12 protein-coding genes and 1 pseudogene are annotated in these 18,120 nt (G+C 47.7%); 5 read left to right on the top strand and 8 right to left on the bottom strand.

Translation table 11 applies throughout. From position 1 onward, the window contains the following. Window positions 1–13: 13 nt before the first annotated feature. The 4 genes from pheT to BMX14_RS05490 all read left to right on the top strand — a co-directional run bounded on the left by pheT (window position 14) and on the right by BMX14_RS05490 (window position 4,744). The gene (gene pheT / locus BMX14_RS05505) at window positions 14–2,401 is read left to right on the top strand and encodes a phenylalanine--tRNA ligase subunit beta (protein ID WP_092673946.1); all 2,388 of its coding nucleotides are present in this window, start codon (window positions 14–16) and stop codon (window positions 2,399–2,401) included. Window positions 2,402–2,405: 4 nt separating this feature from the next. Beyond that, window positions 2,406–2,705, top strand: coding sequence for an integration host factor subunit alpha (gene ihfA, locus BMX14_RS05500; protein WP_048912075.1), 300 nt, complete (start codon window positions 2,406–2,408; stop codon window positions 2,703–2,705). 121 nt (window positions 2,706–2,826) lie between these two features. Next, window positions 2,827–3,285, top strand: coding sequence for an NlpC/P60 family protein (locus BMX14_RS05495; RefSeq protein WP_092674261.1), 459 nt, complete (start codon window positions 2,827–2,829; stop codon window positions 3,283–3,285). A gap of 22 nt (window positions 3,286–3,307) precedes the next feature. After that, entirely contained in the window at window positions 3,308–4,744 is a 1,437-nt protein-coding gene (locus BMX14_RS05490) for a protein adenylyltransferase SelO (RefSeq protein WP_092673943.1), read from the top strand. Here the strand turns inward: BMX14_RS05490 and BMX14_RS05485 are convergent. Next, a pseudogene (locus tag BMX14_RS05485) lies at window positions 4,736–5,800 on the bottom strand (3-deoxy-7-phosphoheptulonate synthase). The gene BMX14_RS05490 and the pseudogene BMX14_RS05485 sit on opposite strands and share 9 nt — an antisense overlap. A gap of 230 nt (window positions 5,801–6,030) precedes the next feature. Beyond that, on the bottom strand, window positions 6,031–7,182 hold the full coding sequence (gene ydiK / locus BMX14_RS05480) for an AI-2E family transporter YdiK (RefSeq protein ID WP_092673941.1): 1,152 nt from the start codon (window positions 7,180–7,182) through the stop codon (window positions 6,031–6,033). Between the two features lie 177 nt (window positions 7,183–7,359). Here ydiK and ydiJ point away from each other — a divergent pair, with 177 nt between their 5' ends. Further along, window positions 7,360–10,413 (top strand): D-2-hydroxyglutarate dehydrogenase YdiJ, encoded by a 3,054-nt coding sequence (ydiJ, locus tag BMX14_RS05475; RefSeq protein WP_092673937.1) that lies wholly within the window; start codon window positions 7,360–7,362, stop codon window positions 10,411–10,413. A gap of 5 nt (window positions 10,414–10,418) precedes the next feature. Here ydiJ and BMX14_RS05470 read toward each other — a convergent pair whose 3' ends face one another. The 6 genes from BMX14_RS05470 to treB form a co-directional block, all read right to left on the bottom strand. Beyond that, window positions 10,419–10,832, bottom strand: coding sequence for a hypothetical protein (locus BMX14_RS05470; protein WP_092673934.1), 414 nt, complete (start codon window positions 10,830–10,832; stop codon window positions 10,419–10,421). A 128-nt stretch (window positions 10,833–10,960) separates the two neighbouring features. After that, window positions 10,961–11,197, bottom strand: coding sequence for a major outer membrane lipoprotein (locus BMX14_RS05465; RefSeq protein WP_048912082.1), 237 nt, complete (start codon window positions 11,195–11,197; stop codon window positions 10,961–10,963). 522 nt (window positions 11,198–11,719) lie between these two features. Then, entirely contained in the window at window positions 11,720–13,132 is a 1,413-nt protein-coding gene (gene pykF / locus BMX14_RS05460) for a pyruvate kinase PykF (protein WP_092673931.1), read from the bottom strand. Window positions 13,133–13,578: 446 nt separating this feature from the next. Further along, window positions 13,579–14,865, bottom strand: coding sequence for a maltoporin (locus BMX14_RS05455; protein ID WP_092673928.1), 1,287 nt, complete (start codon window positions 14,863–14,865; stop codon window positions 13,579–13,581). Between the two features lie 99 nt (window positions 14,866–14,964). Further along, on the bottom strand, window positions 14,965–16,626 hold the full coding sequence (locus tag BMX14_RS05450) for an alpha,alpha-phosphotrehalase (protein ID WP_092673926.1): 1,662 nt from the start codon (window positions 16,624–16,626) through the stop codon (window positions 14,965–14,967). A gap of 37 nt (window positions 16,627–16,663) precedes the next feature. After that, window positions 16,664–18,088, bottom strand: coding sequence for a PTS trehalose transporter subunit IIBC (gene treB, locus BMX14_RS05445; protein WP_092673923.1), 1,425 nt, complete (start codon window positions 18,086–18,088; stop codon window positions 16,664–16,666). Window positions 18,089–18,120 lie beyond the last annotated feature (32 nt).

Raw genomic sequence — 18,120 nt, 5'->3', positions numbered from 1 at the left:
GGCAGGTTATCCAATGAAATTCAGTGAACTCTGGTTACGTGAATGGGTAAATCCGGCCCTGACAAGTGATGAACTCTCTAATCAAATCACCATGGCAGGTTTAGAAGTTGATGGTGTAGAGGCCGTTGCCGGTGTGTTTAACGGTGTAGTGGTCGGGGAAGTGGTCGAATGTCACCAGCATCCGAATGCCGACAAATTACGTGTGACCAAAATTAACGTCGGTGGCGAGCGTTTGCTCGATATCGTTTGTGGCGCACCAAACTGCCGCCAAGGTCTAAAAGTTGCGGTGGCCACTGTGGGGGCGATTTTACCGGGCGACTTTAAAATCAAACCTGCCAAGCTGCGTGGCGAGCCGTCTGAAGGGATGCTTTGCTCTTTCAGTGAGCTAGGAATCGATGTGGAAGCAGAAGGGATTATTGAACTGCCTGCTGATGCGCCCATTGGCCAGGATATTCGTACCTATCTACAGCTTGATGACAATACGATCGAAATCAGTGTCACGCCAAACCGTGCTGATTGCCTAGGGATTATGGGGATTGCTCGTGACGTCGCGGTAGCGAATGGGATGCCATTTAACGTTCCCGCGGTAGTACCGGTTACCGCGACCAGCGACCGTCAATTCCCTATCGAATTAACGGCAGGGGAAGCGTGCCCACGTTATTTAGGACGAGTGATCGAGAATATTGATATCAATGCCCCGACGCCTCTGTGGATGCAAGAAAAACTGCGTCGCTGTGGTATTCGTTCTATCGACGCGATGGTGGATATTACTAACTACGTATTACTCGAACGTGGCCAGCCGATGCATGCCTTCGACTTAGCTAAGTTGAATGGCAAGATCGAGGTGCGTCAGGCGCAACAAGGCGAAACCTTGACCTTGCTAGATGGTAATACTGTTACGCTAAATGACGATGTACTCGTTATTGCTGACAATGATAAAGCGTTAGCGATGGGAGGGATCTTTGGCGGCGAAGAGTCAGGTATTTCCTCAGCGACCCGGCATGTCTTGTTGGAGTGTGCTTTCTTCTCCCCATTAGCGATCACGGGTCGTGCTCGCCGTTTCGGTCTGCATACCGATGCCTCACACCGTTATGAGCGTGGTGTCGATCCAGCGGGGCAACACGCCGCCATGGAACGCGCTACCGAGCTATTGCTGGCCATCTGTGGAGGTCAAGCGGGTCCTGTTATCGAGAAAATCGCTGAGCAGCATCTACCAAAACCCGCTGTCATAACGCTGCGCCGGTGCAAATTGGATCGTCTTATTGGTCATGAAATTGCTGACCAAAAAGTGACAGAAATCTTGACGCAATTAGGGTGTGACGTCACGGCGGCAGAGCAACAGTGGCGAGTGGTTGCGCCGAGTTGGCGATTCGATATGGAGATCGAAGAAGATCTTATCGAAGAAGTCGCCCGAGTCTATGGTTATAACAATATTCCTGACGTGCCGGTCAAGGCAGGCTTGATTATGCCTGCACACCGTGAAGCGAGTTTAGCGCTGCAACGGATTAAGACGTTACTGGTCGATAAAGGCTATCAAGAAGCCATCACCTACAGCTTTGTCGATCCGAAAACACAATCCTTGCTGCATCCGCAGCAAGAAGCCCTGATTTTGCCTAGCCCGATTTCTGCGGATATGTCGGCAATGCGGTTATCGCTGTGGACCGGCTTATTGGATGCGGTGGTCTATAACCAAAACCGTCAACAAAGCCGTGTGCGTCTTTTTGAAAGCGGATTACGTTTTATCCCCGATAGCCAAGCACCTTTAGGTATCCGTCAAGAAATGATGCTATCAGGGGTAATTGCTGGCGCGCGTTGTGACGAACACTGGCTGATCGAGCGTCAAAATGTTGACTTTTTCGATCTCAAAGGCGACTTGGAAGGGTTACTTGAGTTAACCGGTAAAACCGAGCAAATTATTTTCCGTCGAACTGGGCATAGTGCATTGCACCCTGGTCAGAGTGCAGAAATTGTGCTGGCAGGAGAAGTGATCGGCTGGATTGGGGTGGTGCATCCTGAACTGGAACGTAAACTCGATCTAAACGGTCGCACTGTCGTCTTTGAGCTATTATGGGACAAACTTGCTGAGCGTGAAATTCCTCAGGCCAAGCCAATCTCCAAGTTCCCGGCTAACCGTCGCGACATCGCCGTTGTGGTCTCGGAATCCATTAATGCAGCAGATATTATCGCTGAGTGTAAGAAAGTTGGCGTAAATCAGTTGGTTGGCGTAAACTTATTCGATGTATACCGTGGAAAGGGGGTTGAGCCAGGTTTCAAAAGCCTTGCGATAAGCCTGCACCTACAAGATTCCACGCGTACACTTGAAGAAGAGGATATTGCTGCCACGGTAGCTGACTGTGTTGCAGCGTTAAAAGAGCGATTCCAGGCAACCTTGAGGGATTGAACCGATGGCGCTTACAAAAGCTGAAATGTCAGAATATTTGTTTGAAAAATTGGGTCTAAGCAAACGAGACTCTAAAGAGTTAGTGGAACTTTTCTTCGAAGAGATTCGCAGTGCGCTGGAGAAGGGAGAACAGGTCAAGCTATCGGGATTTGGTAACTTTGATCTCCGGGAAAAAAACCAACGTCCAGGGCGAAATCCTAAGACCGGTGAGGATATCCCGATCACTGCTCGTCGAGTCGTGACTTTTCGACCTGGCCAGAAACTGAAAAGTCGGGTTGAAACTGCGGTGCCTAAGAAAGGTTAATGCAGATACCCTAATAATAAAAGAAGCTGCCTTGGCAGCTTTTTTTATCTCTAGCGCTTGCGTTATCGTTTAGGACAAGGAGTGGTGTGGGCTTATGTTTAAAACGTTACTTTGTCGTAGTATGCCTCTTTTTGCAGTACTTCTAACATTCTTAGTCATTGGCTGTAGTAGCCATGCACCTTCGCCCGATGCTCGGCTGACAAACCCCCGTGTGGTGCATCAGGTGCTCAGTGACCAATTGGTGAAATGGCGTGGTACGCCTTACCGATATGGTGGCTTGAGCCGACGCGGCATCGATTGTTCCGGTTTTGTCTATCGTACTTACCGTGAGCGCTTCGGCATACAATTACCGAGGACGACTCGTCAACAAAGCGATATCGGTACACGTATTCGTAAAAAAGACTTACTTCCAGGTGATCTGGTCTTTTTTAAAACCGGCTGGGGTGAAGGGGGATTACACGTTGGCATTTACGATACCCAGAACCAATTTATCCATGCATCGACCAGTCGCGGCGTAATGCGATCATCGTTAAATAATGTCTATTGGCGTAAAGTCTTTTGGCAAGCGCGTCGTTTATAACGGCTATCGCCCGAGGTAAAAAATGAAATTCGAACATCAATGGTGTAATGCGCTACCTGAACTTTGCACAGAGGTCATGCCCACGCCACTGCAAGAAGGCCAACTCCTTTATCTTAATCGCGCCCTCGCGGATGACTTAAGTCTTCCGGCCACTGACATTCTGCAAAAATCGTCAGTATGGTGGGGCGGTGAATTGCTTTCAGGCATGCGTCCGGTTGCCCAAGTCTATAGCGGGCATCAATTTGGGGTGTGGGCCGGGCAATTAGGCGATGGCCGAGGTCTGCTCCTGGGTGAACAACAACTGGCTTCGGGTGCGAAGGTGGATTGGCATCTAAAAGGAGCAGGAAAGACGCCTTATTCTAGGATGGGCGATGGACGGGCGGTATTGCGCTCAACGATCCGTGAATTTCTAGCCTCTGAAGCCATGCATGGTCTTGGGATCCCTACCACGCGCGCACTAAGCATTGCAACGGGCCGTGACCTTGTGCAGCGCGAAGTGGCAGAGCCGGGAGCGATGCTAGTACGCACGGCTGAAAGCCATCTGCGCTTCGGGCACTTTGAGCATCTCTTTTACCGACAACAAACAGAAGAATTGAAGAAACTTGCGGATTACAGCATCGATAACTTTTGGCCTGAATTGATTGGTCAAGCGGACCGTTACTCTCTGTGGTTTGCCGATATTGTACGTCGTACAGGAACGATGATTGGACAATGGCAGAGTGTGGGGTTTGCTCATGGTGTAATGAATACTGACAACATGTCATTGCTAGGATTAACGCTTGATTATGGCCCGTACGCGTTTATGGATGATTACAATCCTGAATTAATTTGTAATCACAGCGATTATCAGGGACGTTACGCCTTTGAAAATCAACCTACAGTGGGGTTGTGGAATCTCAACCGATTAGCGCACGCGCTTTCTGGGCTATTGCCTATGGACAAGCTTAAGCTCGCGCTGAAGGAATACGAACCCGCTCTCATGGCCGCGTGGGGAGAGCGAATGCGCGCCAAATTAGGTCTCTACGACTCCCATTCCCAAGACAATGATCTATTGATTGAGCTCTTTACCCTAATGGGACGCGAGAAAGCGGATTATACCCGAACTTTCCGACTGCTGAGTTATGCTGCAGGGGAGGATAAAGGGGGAGTGTTGCGGGACGATTTTATTGACAGGGCAGCCTTCGACAGCTGGTTCTCGCGTTATCAACAGCGGCTACAACAAGAGCCACTAGACGCTTCTGAGCGTCAAGCGCGGATGCTGGCTGCCAACCCGGCGATCGTGCTGCGTAACTACCTGGCGCAGCAAGCGATCGCTGCTGCAGAAAAAGGTGACACCACGGAGCTCGAAGCGCTGCATTTAGCGCTTCAGAACCCGTTCGCAACCCAGCTTGACGAGAGTGCTTTCACTAAGCCGCCACCGGAGTGGGGAAAACAGTTAACCATCAGTTGTTCAAGCTGATGGCTGATCAGCCTGACCAAGAGAAGAGACCGCAGCGAGTGTGGCTAACAGTTGTTCGGTATCTTCCCAGCCTAAACAGGCATCGGTAATGGATTGGCCATAGCGATCATTACCCTTGCCTTGCCAATCCTGACGCCCCTCAACCAGAAAGCTTTCAACCATTACCCCGGCAATACCGTGGTTGGGCTGACTGAGCTGTACAGCGATGTCGTTAGCGACCTCTAGCTGGCGCTTATGCTGTTTTAAACAGTTGCCGTGGCTACAATCGATCACCACACGGTCAGAGAGCGATAACGTCGCTAAGGCCGCTTGGCACTCTTTGACGAATGTAGCCTGGTAGTTGGGCTCTTTACCGCCGCGAAGAATAATATGGCCATCGGGATTCCCTCGCGTTTGGTAAACCGACATCTGCCCATGTTTATCGGGCGAAAGAAAAAGATGGGGGACCTGAGCGGCACGGACGGCATCGATCGCAATCTTGCAGTTACCGTCGGTACCATTTTTAAAGCCGACAGGACAAGAGAGCGCTGAAGCCATTTCACGGTGAATCTGACTTTCTGTTGTACGCGCTCCTATCGCGCCCCAACTAATGAAATCAGCGATATATTGTCCGGTCACCATATCCAAAAACTCGGTCGCCGTCGGTACGCCCAAGGCGTTAATATCAGAGAGTAACTGCCGTGCAACCACTAACCCATGATTGATATCGTGACTGCCATCGAGATGGGGATCATTAATCAGACCTTTCCAGCCGACGATAGTACGGGGTTTCTCAAAATAGGTACGCATGACGATTTCGAGGCGGTCACGATATTTATCTTGTAGCGGTCTTAGCCTTGTCGCATACTCGACAGCGGCCGCAGGGGCGTGGATAGAACAAGGACCAATAATCACAATTAAGCGTTGATCATGACCCTGTAGAATTTGACTCATTGCATGACGGGTGGAGTGGATAAGCTATTGGCAATTTTCGGTAATAGGGACTAGTTGATTCAGTTGGTGCGCGGTCATTAAGGTTCCGACAGGCACCGTTCTTAGTTCGTCGGTTAACGTCATGGTTTGCTCTATAATCTTGCTCACCGGCAATATGCCGATAATTCCCCCTCAACAATAAACGAAAATGCAGGGGAATAACATCGTGAATTCTGGGCAAAAAAAAACCCGCCATTGGGCGGGAAAAGACTACACACAGCAATTCAATAATTAAGACAGGTAAAGTTAACGCGTCTGAAAAAATAATACCCTGTCAGTACAGGGTAATATGTAAGAATTCTCCCAGAAGCAGATTAGCTCTCTTTAGGTTCGCGGATTTGACGCTGCTTCTCCGCAATATGCCGAGTATCTTCAAACAACTCCTCAAGCACCTCTTCAGGTGGTGCATCGGGGCAAGGGGCTTCGTGCATCCAAACATGAACCAATCGGTAAGAAACGGCTAATACCACGGGTCCAATAAATAGCCCAAGCATACCAAAGGCGATTAATCCGCCAATGACCCCGGTCAAAATGATCAGCATCGGCAGGTCGGCACCAAGACGAATCAGCATAGGTCGGATCACGCTATCCATCGAGGCGACCACCACGCTCCAGATGACCAATACGGTTCCCCATGTCGTGTCGCCACTGTAGTAAAGCCAAATAATCGCCGGTATCAAGACTAACAGCGGCCCGATTTGGATTAGACAACAAAGAATAATCAATACTGTTAGGATGGTGGCATAGGGAATGCCCGCTAACGCTAGACCTACACCCGCCACAACCCCTTGAAGTAGGGCCGTTACCACAATCCCTAGAGCCACTGCTTTGATCGCTTGATTGGCTAAAATAACGACGGCATCACCGCGGCTACCCGCTAACCAAAACGCAAAGTGCCGGATGCCCATGGCCACTCGTTCACCACGCCAGTACAGAAGAGCGCTGAACAGTAACATCAGTGCCAAATGCACTATTAGTCGGCCAAAATGCCCTGCTTGTGCGACAAAGAAGCCCGTTGTACGACCAATGTAAGGTTGAACGGTAGCCAGAAGTTGCGCACCACCGCCTGCTACCATTTGATGGTAGTAACGCGAGGCTTTATGCCCGACTAACGGCAAGCGGTCTAACCAGGTTAACTCAGGCATAACCAGATGCCCTGCACTGAGCCAATGTAGCACTGGCTGGGCGTTGTCCAACACGCTACTGATCAATAAGGCGATAGGAATGATGAACACTAAGAGGATAATAAATGTCATCACAATCACTGCTAGCGTCCGGCGATTCCACAGCAGTCGTTGAACTCGCAGCATCATTCCCCATGTCGCAATAACGACCATTCCCGCCCAGGCAAAGCCTAAAATAAAGGGCTGTACAACCCAGAAACAGCTGACAATCATTAATAAGAAAAATATTAATGTTAGTAAGCGTTGTGGAATACTTCGCTCCGGTGGAAGCGGTCTACTCATAGTAAATGTTCCTTGTATTCATAAAGGCTAGCTTTTGATCTTGCCTATGATGCTTGATTCGCTGACTGAACAACATCTCTTTTCAATAATTTTGGTAATCCAACAAGGCAGCGCCCTGAAAATATGTTAAAACAAAGGGGTTGATCGAAGACCACTTTTTAAATTGGCAATGGGCATATGATTCCACAACTACATCACTCTCCTGGACAGACAGACCTAACCCGTAAATTTTTACAACAACTCAAACACCATGGATTTACGGGAGATATTGGGCAGCGCTATGCCGACCGCCTCAGCATGGCAACCGACAATAGTATTTATCAAAACTTACCCGATGCCATTCTTTTCCCTAAATCATTACAGGACATCGTAACGATTACGCAATTGGCCGCGACCGAGACGTATCGCAAGATAACCTTTACACCACGCGGCGGCGGAACTGGCACCAATGGACAATCTTTAACGAACGGCATCGTGGTCGATCTGTCGCGCCATATGCGCGGGATCCTCGACTTCAATGCAGAAGAGGGCTGGGTACGCGTTGAAGCTGGAGTGGTAAAAGATCAGCTCAATAGCTGGCTAAAACCGCAAGGCTTCTTCTTCGCGCCTGAGCTGTCAACCAGTAACCGTGCGACGATCGGAGGTATGATTAGCACTGATGCATCGGGACAAGGGTCATTGGTATACGGTAAGACCTCGACCCACGTTTTAGGATTGCGTGCAGTGCTGCTCAATGGAGAAGTGATCGATACCGCACCGTTATCCCGCCAGCAAGCTGAGATTACGGGACAAGGTACCTCACAAGAAGCGAAGATCTACCGCGAAGTAATGAGTAGCTGCTTAGACAACCGTGCGCTTATTGAACAGAAATTCCCCAAACTTAATCGCTTCCTTACCGGCTACGATCTACGGCATGTCTTTTCCGCGCAGGATGAATGCTTCGATTTAACCCGTATCCTCTGTGGTGCGGAAGGATCGCTGGCCTTTATTGCGGAAGCGACACTCAATGTTTTACCGATACCTAAGGTGCGTCAGCTTGTTAACATCAAATATGACTCCTTCGACTCCGCGCTACGTAATGCGCCATTTTTGGTGGAAGCTAAGGCGTTATCGGTCGAGACAGTGGACTCTACGGTATTAAACCTGGCGCGAGAAGATATCGTTTGGCACTCGGTGAGTGAATTAATTACCGAGGTAGAAGGGCAAGTGATGCAAGGCATCAATCTAGTGGAATTTGCGGGCGATGATCTTGAGCAGGTTGAGCAACAGGTGGCTGAGCTATGCCAGAAACTGGATCAGTTACGGGAGACTCAGCAAGCTGGCGTAATTGGCTATCAATGTTGCCGAGCGCTAGACCAAGTCGAAAAAATTTATGCGATGCGCAAAAAAGCGGTGGGGCTATTAGGTAATGCCAAGGGGCGCGCTAAACCGATTCCATTTGTTGAGGACACCGCCGTTCCACCCGAACACCTTGCTGATTACATCACGGAGTTCAGAGCAATTCTGGATAACCATAATCTGTCTTATGGTATGTTTGGCCATGTCGATGCCGGGGTATTACATGTGCGCCCTGCACTGGATATGACACTGCCCGAGCATCATCAACTAATGCTGACTCTCTCAGACCAAGTTGCTAAACTTACGCGCTCCTACGGGGGTTTGTTATGGGGCGAGCATGGCAAAGGCTACCGCTCCGCGTACAGTGCCGATTTCTTCGGCCCTGAACTGTATGAGCAGTTGCGTCGGATTAAAACAGTCTTTGACCCGGATAACCGTTTAAATCCTGGTAAAATTTGCCAACCGCTGAATAACGATACGCCATTATTAGCGATAGACAGTCCTACGCGTGGGGCTTTCGACCGACAGATACCGGTGGTGGTTCGGGAAAGCTGGCGGGGGGCTATGGATTGTAACGGTAATGGTCTGTGCTTCAATTTCGATGTCAACAGCCCGATGTGCCCATCAATGAAGGTTACACGCGATAGGATCCATTCGCCGAAGGGCCGGGCGACGTTAGTTCGTGAGTGGTTACGGCTGCTTTCCGAACAAAATATCGATCCAGACTCTCTCGATAGCTCCACTGGTTTCTCTCTGCGCTCGCTCAGCCAGAAGGTGAAAAATAGCTGGGGAGCAAACAAAAATGAGTATGATTTTTCTCATGAAGTCAAAGAGTCGATGAATGGTTGTCTTGCCTGCAAAGCTTGTGCAACACAGTGTCCGATTAAAATTGATGTGCCTGCTTTTCGTGCGCGCTTCCTAGAACTCTATCATACCCGCTATCTGCGACCCGTGGCTGACCACATCGTTGCTAATATCGAGCCTTTACTGCCAGTGATGGCGAAGGCCCCCCAAGCTGTTAACTTCTTGCTCGCGAAGCCATGGGTCAATCAATTGAGTCGCCGATATGTGGGGATGGTCGATCTGCCCGCGTTGTCCCATCCCACGCTACGTCGTCAGCTTAGCGGCCACTCTGCGCTGACCACGACCCTGGAAGATTTACAGGGGATGTCTACTGAGCAGCGCGCACATTACGTTGTCGTAGTGCAAGATCCCTTCACCAGTTTTTACGAAGCGAACCTGGTCAATGATTTGGTGCAACTGATTACGGTTTTAGGCTTTAAGCCGGTACTATTACCCTTCGTGCCAAACGGTAAACCTCAGCAAGTAAAAGGGTTCCTAAAGCGGTTTGCTCGAACGGCCAAGAAAAGTGCTGAAGTCTTGAATCGTGTTGCGGCATTACAGGTACCGATGGTGGGAACTGACCCTGCACTGGTATTGTGTTATCGCGATGAGTATAAATTGTTAGGGTGTGCGCGGGGGGGGTTTAAGGTATTGCTCGCCCACGAGTGGCTTAAAACAGTGACTTTACCTACTGAGCGCTCGCCTGAGGCTCAGGAGCATTGGTATCTTTTCTCTCACTGTACGGAAGTGACTGCGTTACCGTCAGCCTCTGTGCAGTGGCAAGACATCTTTGCCCAATTCGGTGCAACCTTGCATACCATTAATGCAGGGTGCTGCGGAATGGCAGGAACCTATGGCCATGAAGCACGCAACCTCGAGAACTCGCGTAATATCTTCGGTTTATCTTGGCAGCCGCAGCTCGCAGACAAACCGATCGAGCGTTGTCTAGCAACTGGCTTTTCTTGTCGAAGCCAAGTAAAACGCTTTGGTGGCGATAAGATCAAACATCCACTACAAGCCTTACTACAAATGGCCCGACAACGGTCATAATCTTTCTAGCTCATCGAATCAGCGAACTGCAAGAATTCACGTTGCAGTTCGCTGGCCTTCTGCCAATTACCCTGTGCAATAAACACCTGACAAAGTCCTGTCATTGAGTGACGGGCGAGTTGGAGAGTCTGCGCTTTGAATAAAGGCTCACGTTGAACGTTGCTGTGCAGCTGATCAATCAATTTTTGATGAAGACCAAATAACACAGCGAAGTAATTATCGTCATCTCCCTGCGTATAACAATAATCCGCAATTTTTAGACTTAAATCGTTGAATTGTCGTAACTGGCTTAGGGTACAGTGTTTGTGATAAAGCGGGCGCTCGGCGAGATAATACTCGACCCGTAAATCTTCAAGAGTTTGCTGATAAGCCTCTAGATTACGGGTTATCCAGAGCGAGAATGAGCGGGGAATAGGCATAATAGCTCCTTATTTAATGATAACAATTATCATTATCATAGCGAGTTATTAGGTGTTTGCAAGAGTTGATTGGGGATTGAATAAAAAAAAAGGCACCCCGAAGGGTGCCATTTTCTAGTCCAAGACTCTTACTTACGGTAAGAGTGAGCTTGGTTGTCCAGACGCTGGTTAGCGCGAGCTGCATCATCTTTAGCAGCTTGAACGTCAGTACGTACTGAGTTCAGGTCGGTGCTCAGTTGATCAACTTTGGTGTTCAGAGTTTGAACATCGCTTGACAGTTGGTCGATTTTAGCGTTGCTAGAACAACCAGCAAGCAGAGTTGAACCAAGAATTACCGCGCCCAGTACCAGTTTAGTACGATTCATTATGTTACCCTCGTTATTAGGTTAATATCCATGTAGCCAGATAAGTATTACACAAAGTTTTTTAAGTTGAGAATAAATTTTTATAAGAAGATGCTTAAAAGCGCTTATTCGCTTAAATAGTGTGCATTCGGATTTTTTTGATAAGTTTTTTCACGTTAAAGATTCTATTCAATCGGGCTAACCTTTGGGTTGTGAGCAAAAAATGCTTTCACTAATCTTATTTATCGATATGTAATGAGTTAATGAAGAAAAAAAGTAATAGATATTGAAAGTCGTCGATGCGAAAACTTTTCGGGGGGAACTAAAATTTAATAAATTCTGAAACTAGGACAGGACTGAAAGGAGATAGTTCAGATAAAGTGAGAAATGAATTAGGAACAAATAACTTTTTTTTCGAAATAATTACGCTTTTATTATTAATTAGCCAATCAAATAAAAAAAAGAAGACGCTTGAGAGAATTATTTTATCAATAATAAGAAAAAAAAGGCCAGGGAAACCTGACCTTTAGGAATTGATTAGGGTTATACCACGTGCACAGAGGCAGTATTGGTTGTTCCGCTAGGGACTAATGCGCCGGACACCATTACGACAACATCCCCTTTTTGAGCGAAACCTTCAGCTAAGGCGATTTCTTTACCAATACGGTAGAAATCATCAGTAGAGGTAATTTCTGGAACCAGGTGTGTTGTGACCCCTTTAGTGAGAAGAAGTTGACGACACGTTGTCTCGTTGTCCGTTAACGCTAAGATAGTCGCTGAAGGGAAGTATTTACGAATAGACTTCGCAGATTTTCCCCCTTTAGTGGCTACAACGATTAACGTCGACTCCAATTTCTCGGCAGTTTCCACTGCACCACGGCATACCGCTTCAGTGATACGTAATTTACGGCCTTCTTTAAGCTCGTCGATACGACTCTTCATCACGGCATCGGTACGCTGACAGATGGTCGCCATAATGGTGACCGCTTCAAGCGGGTACTTACCTTTCGCGCTTTCACCTGACAACATGACTGCATCAGTCCCGTCAAGGATTGCGTTGGCCACATCACCGGCTTCGGCGCGCGTTGGACGTGGATTCTTGATCATTGAATCTAGCATTTGGGTTGCAGTGATGACCACTTTACGGGCTTGGTTACATTTCTTCACCATCATTTTCTGAGCGAAGATTACTTCTTCAACCGGGATTTCTACACCAAGATCACCACGGGCCACCATAATCCCGTCCGAAGCTTCTAAGATTTCATCGAAATTATTGAGGCCTTCTTGGTTCTCAATTTTGGAGATAATCTGAATATGCTCGCCACCATGTTGTTTTAGGTGTTCGCGAATTTCCAATACATCGGAACGTTTGCGGATAAAAGAGGCCGCAACAAAGTCGATACCTTGTTCGCAACCAAAGACTAGGTCACGTTTATCTTTTTCAGAGAGGGCAGGTAATTGGATGGAAACGCCTGGTAGGTTTACCCCTTTATTCTCACCGAGGTCACCGTTGTTAAGGACTTTACACACAACAGTGTTTTCGGTGACTTCTACCACTTCCAACCCTAACAAGCCATCATCGACCAATACAGTATTACCAATGCTTAAATCTGCGGCAAAACCGGAGTAGGTAACGGCTACGCGTTCTTGATTACCAATCACTGATTGATCGGTAGTGAAAGTAAAGGTCTGACCAGCTTGTAAGGAGACATCATTACCGCCTTCCAGCTTCATGGTACGAATTTCTGGGCCTTTAGTATCAAGGAGTATCGCCGCATGATGAGCGGTTTTACTCACGACTGCACGCAGATTTGCGATACGTTGACCGTGTTCGTTGTAATCACCGTGAGAAAAATTTAGACGCATAACATTCATACCTGCATCAAGCAGCTTAGTGAGCATCTCTTCTGATTCAGTTTTAGGGCCGATGGTACAGACGATTTTTGTCTTTTTCATGATAATTTTCTATTAGTTGAAATGGATGAACTTGTGCGGGGGAAAGCGAACGACGCCCGCTGGGAAAACTTCTAAGGTGGAGTAAAACGAATTCTTTGAAATGAAAAGGAGATCTTTGAAACGAAGAAAGCAATATGCGTAGGAGAAAGCTTTACGCATTGAGCTAAAGATTTTTTGAGTGAAAGACACTCTGTACGTTAAGGATCTTATCACGCTATTCGTAAAGACCTTTTCAGTGGGTAACCGAGATATTATAGTCACTAAGAGTCCGGAAACCAACTAGAATTCGTTAACGGCTAAATAACAAGTAATAGCAAAATGATGCAACTCAATGAATTGTGGCCTCTCGAAAGTCACTTATAGCATGTGACACAGAGAGGCCACCATCTTCTAGAGGGGTAAGACAAAGTGTGAGCCCCTGGCAACTCACCCCGTAGTCGTCTTTATCACCACCAAATCTCCATTTGCGCGCCGACGCTTAATTCATCTCTGTACCCACGGCTCAATTTCAGGGAGGAGGTATCAGAATAGGCCATACCTTTACTCAGACCAAGGTCGTTCGACTCCGCATATCCCCATTTCTCTTTCCAGTCTGCATAAGTCACGTACAATCGTAGCGCAGGTCGGGCAAAATTGCCGAGCCCTGCTTGCCACTGTTGTGCGAGGGTTATTTTATATTGGCTATTAGTCTGTTGGGTTTTTTGCGATTTAACCTGATCATAGCCCAACTCGACTAAGGTACTCATTGTGGGTGTCCAGTGATACATCGGGCGGACGCCTGCAGTCAGCCAACGTGTCCCGTTTTGATTATCACGTTGAATATCTTGATACATTGCGACATAGGTAAACCCCCAACGGTCATTGAACTCAACATTACCATGTTGGATGAGCCGTAGCATTTCCCCTCTATTATTGACTGCTGCGCCTTCAGCACGGCCATTATTTAATGATGTCATGGCATCGGTCGCATACTGCAGTACCGAGGTACTCCATCCTTTTGGTAGCGTTTGTTGATGCGATGCGGTGAAGAGGTACCCCTGTTTGCTTGCATTGTTTGACAGGACGTAATTCTCGCTCGGATTGGCTCTGCCATAATCAAGACCGATTTCCAGTGACCCACCAGGGTTGACGTTCAGATTGGCGATACGGAAATCAAGGGTATCAGTGATAACATCTTTTTCTCTCATTTGTTGTGAGATATAACCCTGTGAGCCACCCGTTTCACTATTTCGCGTCACGGCAAAAGAGATCGAGCTCCAACCAGTATTAATATTTTCTATACCAGCACCGGGACCTGAAATATCCCAATAGTAAAAATCGATCATATGAACATCATGGCGCTGGTAGAAACGTTTACCCGCCCAAAGCTTGGCGCCAGGGAGTGCAGGGACGAGATTCTCGGCCTGAATATTTACCTCACGTAGCGCGGGGGAGACGGCTTCAAAATCGGCTCGTTGTGAAACGGCATAGGCTAAATTAGTATCGAAATAAAAACTCGCGTCATCTTGCTGCCAAACTTGTTGTCCCAGTTTCAATTCAGCATAGGTTTCACATTCATTGCCGAGACGATATTTACTGGCCGCACCGGTAACAGTTTGACACTGTTGTTCTCCTCCGCGACTGCTCCAGCCAATACCGGATCTTGCATAGCCTTTAAAATCCAAGGCACTGACCGGAAAAACCATTGCTGTGGTTGCGATAAATACAACGAGGGAAACCCTTCCTTGAGTCATAGTTGGTCACTCCTGAGGTCAATCAAACAGTAAAAAAAAGTAGTGATAAAGGGAGGTAGTGGCTGGCAGCTTCGGCCATGAACTCGCCTCACCGGATTATTAGTCCTCTGTACATAGCCACCATGCGGCTTGATAAGGTTTTAACCGACCTGCGGTCGGGTAATCGGTGACTGTAGGGTAATTTGCCCACAGCAGTTGACAGGGTGAGTCAGGGACTGAGGTTGGTGGGGACCAATCGACGCAGAGAGACGTTAGATTAGCGACGACCAACAACCGTTGATTATTCCAACGGCGAAGATAGCACCAAATTTCTGGGTGTTCGGGGAGTAGGTCGATGTAGTCACCAAACTGGATAACCTCGTACTGCTTACGTAAGCGAATGAGTGCGCGATAGGTATGTAAAATAGAATCTGGGTCGGCGATGGCAGCAGCAACATTAATTTGACGGTAATTTGGGTTAAGGCCTATCCATGGGGCGGCGTGACTAAACCCCGCGTAGACCCCTTCATCCCACTGCATCGGAGTCCGACTGTTATCACGAGATTTCGTCGCAAGGATCGCCAGTGATTCAGCAGTAGGGATGCCACGACTGCCTTGTTCAGTATAAAATGAGAGGCTTTCAATATCCCGATAGTGTGAAATATCGGTAAAACCAGCATTGGTCATCCCAATCTCTTCGCCTTGAAAAATAAAAGGGGTACCTTGCATACCGTAGAGGACCATCGCGAGCATTTTTGCGGAGACGACGCGATAGTGTCTATCTTCACCGAACCGAGAAACGACGCGAGGCTGATCGTGATTCCCCCAAAATAGCGCCGTGTTGGCGCGTTGATGCATCCCCTGTTGCCAATAATTAATAATCTGCTTAAGTTCCACAAAATTTGGCCGGGCTAAACGCCACTTATTGCCTTGAGGGTAATCCACCTTTAAATGGTGAAAATTAAAGGCCATGGTCAGTTCGCGGTGATCAAGTGCTGCATAGTGTTGGCAATGCGATAAGGTGGTGGAAGACATTTCACCCACCGTAATGAGGCCAAGGGGCTGGAAGACATCTCGGCTGAGTTCTTGTAAGTATTGGTGCACCTTAGGCCCGTCTGTATAGAGTTGTCGACCATCCCCGTTCGGGTCATCCACAAATTCAGCGGGTTTGGAAATGAGATTAATCACATCTAGTCGGAATGCATCAACACCTTTAGCCGCCCAAAATTGACAAATAGCTTTGATGGCTTGACGCACAGGCGGATGTTCCCAATTCAGATCGGCTTGCTGCGGGCTGAATAGGTGTAAATAGTACTTCCCGGCGTCCTCTTGCCATTGCCAAGCACTCCCTCCAAATTTAGACACCCAATTAGTCGGTAACCCCTTTTCAGGGGCTTCATGCCAGATGTAAAAAGGATGAAACTGGCTCGTAGGGTCACATGCCTGAATAAACCAAGGATGTTCAGTCGAAGTATGGTTAAACACCATATCCATCATAATTCGTATATTTCTGAGGTGTGCTTGTTGAACCAGTCGTTCAAAATCCTCCATCGAGCCGTACAGCGGATCTATAGTAAAATAGTCACTGACATCATACCCATTATCTATTTGGGGGGAGGGATAGATGGGCGTCAACCAAATAATATCTACACCGAGAAACTGTAAATAATCAAGTCGCTGGATAACGCCCGCTAAATCGCCAATGCCATTGTGATCCGTATCTTGGAAGCTTTTAGGGTAAATTTGATAAATCACTTTGTCCTGGGACCAATTTATTTCCATGAGGTAATGTCTCCTTAAGTCGTTGACGGGTGAAAATTCACTCTTCAACAGATAAATTGGGTTGCCGACGGCTCAAATAGTTTGCGATCAACAAGGTCAGAATTATCGGTACGGCGATAGCGATAAGCATGGCGAAGAAAAAGGTTAACCAAAACTGCGGCTGGATAGAGAGGATGCCTGGTAGACCGCCGACACCTATACCATTGGCAAGTACCTGATTAACGCCACAGAGCAAACCGGCGAGAGCTGAGCCGATCATGGCGCAAAGCATGGGGTATCGGTACTTCAAGTTCACGCCATACATTGCAGGTTCAGTCACGCCTAGATAAGCGGCTATCGCTGCGGGAACCGCAACGTCGCGCTGTTGACGACGTTTATCCCTTAGGATTATTGCAACCACTGCTGAGGCTTGGGCGATGTTCGATAGCGCAATCAATGGCCATACCGGTGTGCCCCCCATGCTTTGAATCATCTGCATATCAATCGCTAGAGTCGTTTGATGGATGCCAGTGATTACCAGAGGCGCATAAAGAAAACCAAACAGCGCTGCGCCAATTGGCGCTAAACTTCCGGTCATAACATACTGAACGATAAACGCCACGCCTTCGCCGAGTAAACGACCAAAGGGGCCAATGAGCGCATGGGCTAATGGGATGGCGAAGAGTAATGACGTGACGGGCACTAACACCAAATTTAAGGAAAGAGGAACAATGCGGGTGAGCTGCCGCTCAATCAGGGCTAACATCATCCCCGCGAGTATTGAAGGGATGACTTGCGCTTGATACCCTACTTTTTCCAGACTAAACCAACCAAAATCCCAAATTTCCGGAATTTGTTGACCTAATAAATAAGAGTTCATTAATTGAGGGGAAACTAAGGTGATACCTAATATAATCCCTAATATGGGGGTTCCTTTCATTTTAGTGACCGTTGACCAACATACCGCGACCGGTAAAAACATAAAAATAGCTTCGCCGGGTAACCAAAGTAATTCATAGATAGTCTGCCAGACGGGATAGAGTTGAGCGAGGGTCAGACCATTCTGGAAAGGAATATCGCCAATAATATTTCTAAACCCCAATATTAGGCCGCCACTAATTAATGCAGGGAGTAGGGGAAAAAATATTTCGGCGATATGCGAAAAGGCGGCCTCTGATAAAGACATATTTTTTCGAGCGGCTTGGCGAATAGAGGATTTATCTGAACTTGAGAGATCAAGGGTATCCATTAAGGCTTGATAATATTCCGTTACCTGCGGTCCGATCACGACCTGAAACTGCCCTGCATTCGTAAAACAACCCTTTACCATCGGGAGCTTTTCAATCTCTTTGGGTTTGGCGAGGCTTGGATCGTTAAGGACTAATCGTAAACGTGTAATACAATGGCTGACACTATTAATATTAGCCTGCCCACCGAGTAATTTCACGAGGCTATCAATTTCATTTTGATGCAGCTTACTCATAATTCATCCTTTAATTTTATAGCAGAGCTGAC

Origin of the sequence: Rosenbergiella nectarea, from assembly GCF_900111105.1 — a bacterium.
GTDB classification, from domain to species: domain Bacteria; phylum Pseudomonadota; class Gammaproteobacteria; order Enterobacterales; family Enterobacteriaceae; genus Rosenbergiella; species Rosenbergiella nectarea.
Note: the sequence above shows the minus strand (reverse complement) of the source record. Positions and strands in the feature narration are given on the sequence as shown.